Below are 7,194 nucleotides of genomic sequence, written 5' to 3'. Positions count from 1 at the left end.
TGCCGGGCGGGAGGGGCAGGGCACGGCGGACGTACGGGGCCCAGGGGCCGGAAGGCGCTGCCGGCGCGGTCGCGCGGGCGCCCGGGAGGCGGTGAAGACGGACGCGGGCAGCTCATCACGCGCACGTACACGTCCCGTTCGTCGTCCGCGACCCGCTGCCTACGACACGCTGCCGTGGGGCCGGGCTCCGGGGGCTCAGCCCTCCGGCTGGTTGATGTTGACCATCCAGGGGATGCCGAAGCGGTCCGTGCACATCCCGAACAGGTCGCCCCACATCTGCTTCTCCAGCGGTACGGCCACCGAACCGCCACCGGACAGCTGTTCCCAGTAGCCGCGCAGTGCCGCCTCGTCCTCACCGCTGATGCTCACGGCGAAGGTGTTCCCCGGGGCGTACTCCGTGCCCGGCGGCATGTCGGCGCCCATCAGGGTGAAGCCGTCGGTGGTCGACAGCATGCCGTGCATGATCTTGTCCGAACTCTCGGCACCGGGATGCCCGGCGTCGCCGAAGGTGTTGAGGCGCAGCTCGCCTCCGAAGACCTCCTTGTAGAACTCCATCGCCTGGCGCGCGTTGCCGTCGAAACTCACGTACGGGTTGAGAAGTGACGCCATGATTACCTCCCCAAACGGTGCGAAACGTCGATCGCGCGCAGCGTAACGCCGGACGCGGGCCCCCGCGCGGCGGCCGGCCACCCGGAGGCCGGGCCGCCCGGCGTCCCTGATTCAGTGCCCCGCCTGCTGAATGCGTTCGCGTTCTTCTATTGGATTTCCGGCCGTCCCGAGACCAGGCAGGTGGTGCTTTCCACGATCGTCGAAGCGACAGCCGGAAGAGGTCACACAGACATGCACACCCGCCGCATCGGTGATGTCCGGGTCGGCTCCGTCGGGCTGGGCGCCATGCCCATGTCGATCGAGGGCCGTCCGGACGAGAGCCGCTCCCTGGCCACTCTGCACGCCGCCCTGGACGCGGGTGTCACGCTGATCGACACGGCGGACGCCTACCACCTGGGCGCCGACGAGGTGGGACACAACGAGACCCTGATCGCCAAGGCCCTCGCCTCCCACGACCGGGGTGGCGACGTGCTGGTCGCCACCAAGGGCGGTCATCTGCGCCCCGGTGACGGCAGCTGGACGCTGGACGGGAGCCCCGGGCATCTGAAGCGGGCCTGTGAGGCCTCGCTGCGGCGGCTCGGCGTGGAGGCCATCGGGCTGTACCAGTTCCACCGGCCCGACCCCCGTGTTCCCTACGCCGACTCCGTCGGTGCGGTGCGCGAACTGCTGGACGAGGGGAAGATCCGGATGGCGGGCATCTCCAACGCCGGCCCGGAGCAGATCCGTGAGGCCGGCGAGATCCTGGGCGGCCGGCTGGTCTCCGTACAGAACCAGTTCTCCCCGGCGTTCCGCTCCAGCGAGCCGGAGCTGCGTCTGTGCGGCGAGCTCGGTATCGCGTTCCTGCCCTACAGTCCGTTCGGCGGTATCGCCCGGGCCGGTGAACTCGCCGCGCAGCACGTCCCGTTCGCGCGGATCGCGCGGGCGCACGGGGCGAGCGCCCACCAGGTGTGCCTGGCGTGGATGCTCGCCAGGTCGCCGGTCGTCGTACCGATTCCGGGGGCGAGCCGGCCGGAATCCGTCCGGGACTCGGCGGGGGCCGCCGGCCTCGTCCTGAGTGCCGGGGAGATCGCCGAGCTGGACGCCGCCTGAGGCCCGAGCCGCCGTCCCGGATGCCGGACACGGCCGGAAGCCCCTCCCGGGCCTGGTGTACTCCTGGGAGGGAGAAAGCACTTGCCGCGGCGACGTGTTCGCCCACGTCGCGGAAGCCCACAGGGGAGGACCATCACCGATGGCGACCACGTCGGAACGACCGCTCGACCACCGCTACCGGGGCGAACACCCGATCCGCACTCTCGCCTACCTCTTCCGGGCGGACCGCGGCCGGCTGGCCGGCGCCGTCGTCGTCTTCACGGTCAAGCACAGTCCCGTGTGGCTGCTGCCGCTGATCACCGCGTCCATCATCGACACCGTCGTCCAGCACCAGCCGGTCTCCCGGCTCTGGACCAGCACCGGCGTCATCATGTTCATCCTGCTCGTCAACTACCCGCTGCATCTGCTGTACGTCCGCCTGCTGTACGGCAGCGTCCGCCGCATGGGCACCGCACTGCGCTCCGCCCTGTGCACGCGCATGCAGCAGCTCTCCCTCGGCTACCACTCACGGGTCAGCGCCGGCGTGCTCCAGGCGAAGGTCGTCCGGGACGTGGAGACCGTCGAGCAGATGGTGCAGCAGACGGCGGAGACCGGGCTGGGCGCGCTCACCGTCCTCACCGGCGGGCTTGTCGTCATCGCGATCCGCACCCCCGAGTTCCTCCCCGTCTTCCTGGTCATCGTGCCCGCCGCCGCCCTGCTGATCGCCCGGCTCAGGGCCCGGCTGCGCACCCACAACGAACACTTCCGCCACGAGGTGGAGACCCTGTCCTCCCGGGTGACGGAGATGACCCGGCTGATCCCGGTCACCCGGGCCCACGGCCTGGAGGGCAAGGCGCTGCGCCGGATGGACGGCACCCTGAACCGGCTGCTGACCTCCGGGATGCGCCTCGACCTGGTCAACGGCCGGTTCGGCTCGCTGGCCTGGGTCGTGCTCAACGTGGTCGGCGTGAGCGTGCTGGCCGGCGCGGCGCTCATCTCGTACTACGACGTCTGGGGCGTCACGGCCGGCGACATCGTGATGCTCAGCGCCTTCCTGACGACGCTCACCAACTCCACGACCACGCTCGCCGGACTGGCCCCGGTCATCGCCAAGGGACTGGAGTCCGTCCGCTCCGTCGGCGAGGTCCTCCAGGCCCCGGAACTGGAGGACAACGAGGGCAAGGCGGAACTCACCGCCCTGCGCGGCGCGATCACCTTCGAGGGCGTCGGCCACGCGTACGACACCGACGGGCGCGCCGCCGTGAGCGACTTCACCCTCGACGTCCTCCCGGGCGAGACGATCGCGCTGGTCGGTGCCTCGGGCGCGGGCAAGTCCACCGTGCTCAACCTCGTCATCGGCTTCATCCGGCCCACGTCCGGCCGGCTGCTGCTCGACGGCACCGACATGAACGGCCTCGACCTGCGCACGTACCGGCGCTTCCTGTCGGTGGTGCCGCAGGAGTCGATCCTGTTCGACGGCACCATCAGGGAGAACGTCGCCTACGGCATGGACGACGCGGACGAGGAGACGGTACAGGCCGCGCTGCGCGACGCCAACGCGCTGGAGTTCGTCGACCGGCTCCCCCGGGGCCTCGACACCCTTGTGGGGGAGCGCGGAGCCCGGCTGTCCGGCGGACAGCGCCAGCGCCTGGCCATCGCCCGCGCCCTGATACGCGATCCCAGGGTGCTGGTCCTGGACGAGGCGACCTCCGCGCTGGACACCCGTTCGGAGGCGCTGGTGCAGGAGGCTCTCACCCGGCTGCTGCGCGGGCGCACCACCTTCGTCGTGGCGCACCGGCTGTCCACGGTGCGCCGCGCCGACCGGATCGTGGTGATGTCGGACGGTCGCATCCAGGAGATCGGCACCCACGAGGACCTGCTGCGCAGGGGAGGGGCCTACACCGCCCTGCACACCGCACAGGTCGCCTGACCGGAACCCGCCTCGGCCGCCCCGTCACCGTCGTCACCGCCGGGCGTGGCCCCAGGAGACGGGGAGGGGGAGGGGCGGGGGCAAAGCCCCTCACTTCCGCACCAGCACGGTCAACGAGCGAGCGCTTTCGGACAATCGCGGCCACTTCGGCACATGGTGAGAGTGCGTGCGCCAGGTGCGGGCATACGCAGCGACAACCAGAAAGGGGCGCTTCGTGCTCGTACCGGATCCGAAGATCGTCAGGCAACTGCTGACACGCTACGCGACGCTGCAGATCGCTCAGGCGGAGCGGCATTCGCCCACGGCGGCACGCGAACTCGAGGACGTCAGCTACACGCTCTGCGTGATGACGGCGACGTCCCGCGTCGACGAGGCCATAGCGCGGGCGGACGCCCTGCTCGCCCGGCGCACGCCGGAAGCCGCGCCCGGCGGCCCCCCTGAGCCGAACGGCGGGAACGGCCTGCGACTGGCCGTCTGAGCCCGGCCGTCGCCGGCTACCGCACACGCCCCTCACCAGCCGCTCGCGCTGCGGGCCCGCCGCCCGCCGGGCGTTGTTCGCCACAGAACACGTCAGGGCACGCACGCCCGGGCACGTCCGGCTGCACGCCACCAGAGGGAACGCGCGGCCAGGCCGCACGACGGCCACCCGGGTGCCCCTGCCGCCCTCGGCACCTGCCGCAGCCCGGCGGCCGGCACCGATGTGATGATCATCCGGCCCGGCTCGACAACGGGCGCCCGACCACCCGGAACGCCCACTTCACCCCGAACGGGCGCCTACACTCGGCAGTCGCGCCCCCGCACGGGGGTCGCCGAGCAGAAAGGCACGTTGCCGGGTGTTCCAGGATTCCCCCATCTACGACCGACTCATCGCGGAGCGCGGCGATGTGCCCGCACAGGTCCGCCGCGAAGCCGAACGCGTGAGCAGGGAACTGGAGTTGGTCATGCGGCCGCTGCAGTCCCGCGGTCACGGCCCGGGCCCCGACCGGCCGCACTCCCCGGGCAACGGCTGGCAGCGCGCCGCCGTGCTGCCCGGAACGCGGCCGCACTGACCGCCGCACGCCGACCGGCACGGCGCTCACCGCACCGTGCTGCTCGCCCCGTTGAGCTCCGCGGGCTCGTCGGGAATGGGCCGGGACAGCCACTCGGCGATGCTCCGCGCGATCGGCTGTTCCGTCTCCACCTCCACGAACCCGAACTGCCCCGACTGGTTGCATTCCAGGAACCACCACGTCCCGTCCGCGTCCTCGGCGAAGTCGAAGGCGCCGTAAGCCAGTTCGGCCCGACGCATATAGGTGCGCACGGCGTCGGCGGTGCGCGCCGGAACCTCGACCGGCTCCCAGGGCGGGCCCGGCGCGGCGAAACGCACGTCCACCTCCCGCGGGTCCGCGTCCGGAGCCGTCGCCTTACGGGCCGCCAGCAGCCGCTCGCCCACCACGGTGAGCCGGATGTCGGCCCGCTTGGCGACCCGCCGCTGGAGCAGCGTCGGCCCGTAGGCGACCGCCGAGAAGTCCGTGTCCGGCGCCACCCGGCTGGTCGGCACGGCCCGCGGCGGGTCCTGCGGATGCGCCCCCGACACCGGCTTGACCACCAGATCAGGGAAACGTTCCGCGAACTCCCGGGCCGCCCGCGGGAACGAGGTGATCACCGTGGCCGGCACGGGCAGACCACAGCGCTGCGCCAGCCGCAACTGCCACGGCTTGTGGCGCGCCCGGCGGGCCGCGTCCGGGTGGTTCATCCAGCGCGCGTCGCAGCCGCGCAGCATCCCGTAGAGCGCCTGCGAGGCCTCTTCGGTCAGCCACGCGGACGGCTGCGGCGCGCGCCCGGCCGGGACACCGGGCCGGCGCACCCACACGGACCGCAGCCCGCCGATGCTCACCAGCCGCCCCCCGACGGACAGATGACCGCGGAAGCGGCCGTGGACGAACTCGCCGGACAGCGAGACACCACCGGTCAGGTCCGCGGGGTCGAGGCGCACCACCGGTACTCCTGAGCCGTTCAGATGGACGACCGCCATGTCGGCGGTGACATCCTCCTCACAGGTGAGGATCAGCACGGTCATGGTCTACGGTCCGCGTTCAGTCGTCGAAGTGGGTCTTGGAGCCCGCGGTGGACGTCGTCGTCCCCACCTCGCGCAACAGCGCGTGGTCGCGGGCCGCGATCCGGCCGTCACCGAGGACGTTCAACTGCAGTCCGGAGTCATACGCGTACGGAGTGGCAACAGCCAACTCAACTGCCGGGCGTGCGTAGTTGAGCGCGAACGGTTGCATCGTCTCTCCCTCGTCGGTGCTGCGCCGACCCGGCAACGGCCCAGTGTGGGACGCGGCTTGGTCCGCCGACTTCTTTTGGCTTCCAGAGACTTATACGAATCGAACGGGTGGTTGGTTTCCTTACGGAGCGTAGTCATCGGCGGGTTGCCGGCCCGGCCGCCGCGAGGGCGCCCCGGACAGAGCCGCGCCGGCGGAACCACGCATGGAGCGCAGAGCGAGCAGAAGGACGCCGATGTCGTCCAGGTAGACCGGGTCGGGCAGCAGATCGGCCGGCAGCGCCAGATAGAGGACCGCCCCCCAGAACACCCAGCGCGGCCCCGTGGGCAGACCCGCACGCCGCAACTCCCGCCGGGTTCGGACCAGACGGACCAGGGCGGCGACGGCGCCGGCCAGCACCACGGCCGCGAGGACCACGGCGACGGTCAGCAGTACGGGGGTCGACTCCAACGGCACTGCCCTCCTCCGGTGACCGGCGCGCCGCGGCCCGTCGCCGCGGCACAGCCTTCTCTGAGCGGATTCCCGCTGACGGCCCCGGTATGGCGGCGGGGACCGGCCATGCGCGCACGCGTCCCATGCCCCGCCGTTTTCCCGTGAAACGCGGGATCGTCGCAGGTCATCCCGGTGGACCAGTCAAGTGGCAGTGAGCTGTGGAGGCGCCTAGCAATGGTCATCAGCCTTCCCATGGAGCCGATCATGACCACTTTCTCCTCGTCACCTCACCCGAACGAACCGGTCATACCCCCCGAGGCGGCCGCGGTCCCGCCCTCCGACACGACGCTCACCACGACCGGCACCCGCCATCCCGACCCACCATGGGCACGGCCGCAGGGGGTGGACCGCGCGGAACCGGTGGACACCGCGCGCCCGCGCGGCCCGGTCGCCACGGTCGACCTGGTGGACCCCCTCGGACATCCGGGGCCCGCGGCGGCGCCGGATGCGGCACCCGCCGGATCCCCGGCGGCCGGGAAGCCGTACCGCGATCCGGTCAGCGACCTCGTGCACGCCGCCGTGGCGGACCGGCCCCTGGAGGAGGTCGTCGACCTCATCACCGCGCTGGAACGGTCACCCGAGCACACCAGGGCCGTGGTCGACGCCCTGCGCGCCGCCGGGATCGACCGGTCCGTGGAGGACGTCAGCCGCCTCGTCGCCCTGCTCACCCGGCCGCCGCGCGACGCCGCCAGTGCCGACGAGACGATCCGCGCGGCGGCGGCGCACCGCTCCGTCGAGGACGTCACCCTTCTGGTCGCCCTGCTGCACAACGAGCCGCTGGCGCCCCACTGCCGCGAGGAGGCGCTGCGCGCCGCCGCGACGGGCCGTTCC

The 7,194-nt window shown here is 72.0% G+C and carries 8 protein-coding genes and 1 pseudogene; 5 read left to right on the top strand and 4 right to left on the bottom strand.

Annotation, left to right across the window (positions count from 1 at the left end; genetic code table 11):
- Positions 1–195 precede the first annotated feature (195 nt).
- Positions 196–609 carry a VOC family protein gene (locus B9S61_RS09815; protein WP_103541919.1) on the bottom strand — a complete coding sequence of 138 codons (414 nt, stop codon included), beginning with the start codon at positions 607–609 and terminating at the stop codon, positions 196–198.
- 231 nt (positions 610–840) lie between these two features.
- Here B9S61_RS09815 and B9S61_RS09810 point away from each other — a divergent pair, with 231 nt between their 5' ends.
- From B9S61_RS09810 to B9S61_RS09795, 4 genes are all read left to right on the top strand, one after another.
- Positions 841–1,698 (top strand): aldo/keto reductase, encoded by an 858-nt coding sequence (locus B9S61_RS09810; protein ID WP_103541918.1) that lies wholly within the window; start codon positions 841–843, stop codon positions 1,696–1,698.
- Positions 1,699–1,837: 139 nt separating this feature from the next.
- Entirely contained in the window at positions 1,838–3,607 is a 1,770-nt protein-coding gene (locus B9S61_RS09805; RefSeq protein WP_103541917.1) for an ABC transporter ATP-binding protein, read from the top strand.
- A gap of 214 nt (positions 3,608–3,821) precedes the next feature.
- Positions 3,822–4,085 (top strand): DUF5133 domain-containing protein, encoded by a 264-nt coding sequence (locus B9S61_RS09800; RefSeq protein WP_103541916.1) that lies wholly within the window; start codon positions 3,822–3,824, stop codon positions 4,083–4,085.
- A gap of 355 nt (positions 4,086–4,440) precedes the next feature.
- Positions 4,441–4,656 (top strand): hypothetical protein, encoded by a 216-nt coding sequence (locus B9S61_RS09795; RefSeq protein WP_103541915.1) that lies wholly within the window; start codon positions 4,441–4,443, stop codon positions 4,654–4,656.
- Positions 4,657–4,682: 26 nt separating this feature from the next.
- On the opposite strand, the gene tgmB is transcribed toward B9S61_RS09795, so the two are convergent.
- From tgmB to B9S61_RS09780, 3 genes are all read right to left on the bottom strand, one after another.
- A complete protein-coding gene (tgmB, locus tag B9S61_RS09790; RefSeq protein WP_103541914.1) occupies positions 4,683–5,666 on the bottom strand; it encodes an ATP-grasp ribosomal peptide maturase in 984 nt (327 codons plus the stop codon).
- 16 nt (positions 5,667–5,682) lie between these two features.
- The gene (tgmA, locus tag B9S61_RS09785; protein WP_103541913.1) at positions 5,683–5,874 is read right to left on the bottom strand and encodes a putative ATP-grasp-modified RiPP; all 192 of its coding nucleotides are present in this window, start codon (positions 5,872–5,874) and stop codon (positions 5,683–5,685) included.
- A gap of 120 nt (positions 5,875–5,994) precedes the next feature.
- A complete protein-coding gene (locus tag B9S61_RS09780) occupies positions 5,995–6,321 on the bottom strand; it encodes a YkvA family protein (protein ID WP_181007315.1) in 327 nt (108 codons plus the stop codon).
- Between the two features lie 246 nt (positions 6,322–6,567).
- On the opposite strand from B9S61_RS09780, the pseudogene B9S61_RS42210 reads away from it, so the two are divergent.
- Positions 6,568–7,194, top strand: a pseudogene (locus B9S61_RS42210) (hypothetical protein); the annotation flags it as partial.

Origin of the sequence: Streptomyces sp. SM1, from assembly GCF_002910825.1 — a bacterium.
GTDB classification, from domain to species: Bacteria; Actinomycetota; Actinomycetes; order Streptomycetales; family Streptomycetaceae; genus Streptomyces; species Streptomyces okerensis.
Note: the sequence above shows the minus strand (reverse complement) of the source record. Positions and strands in the feature narration are given on the sequence as shown.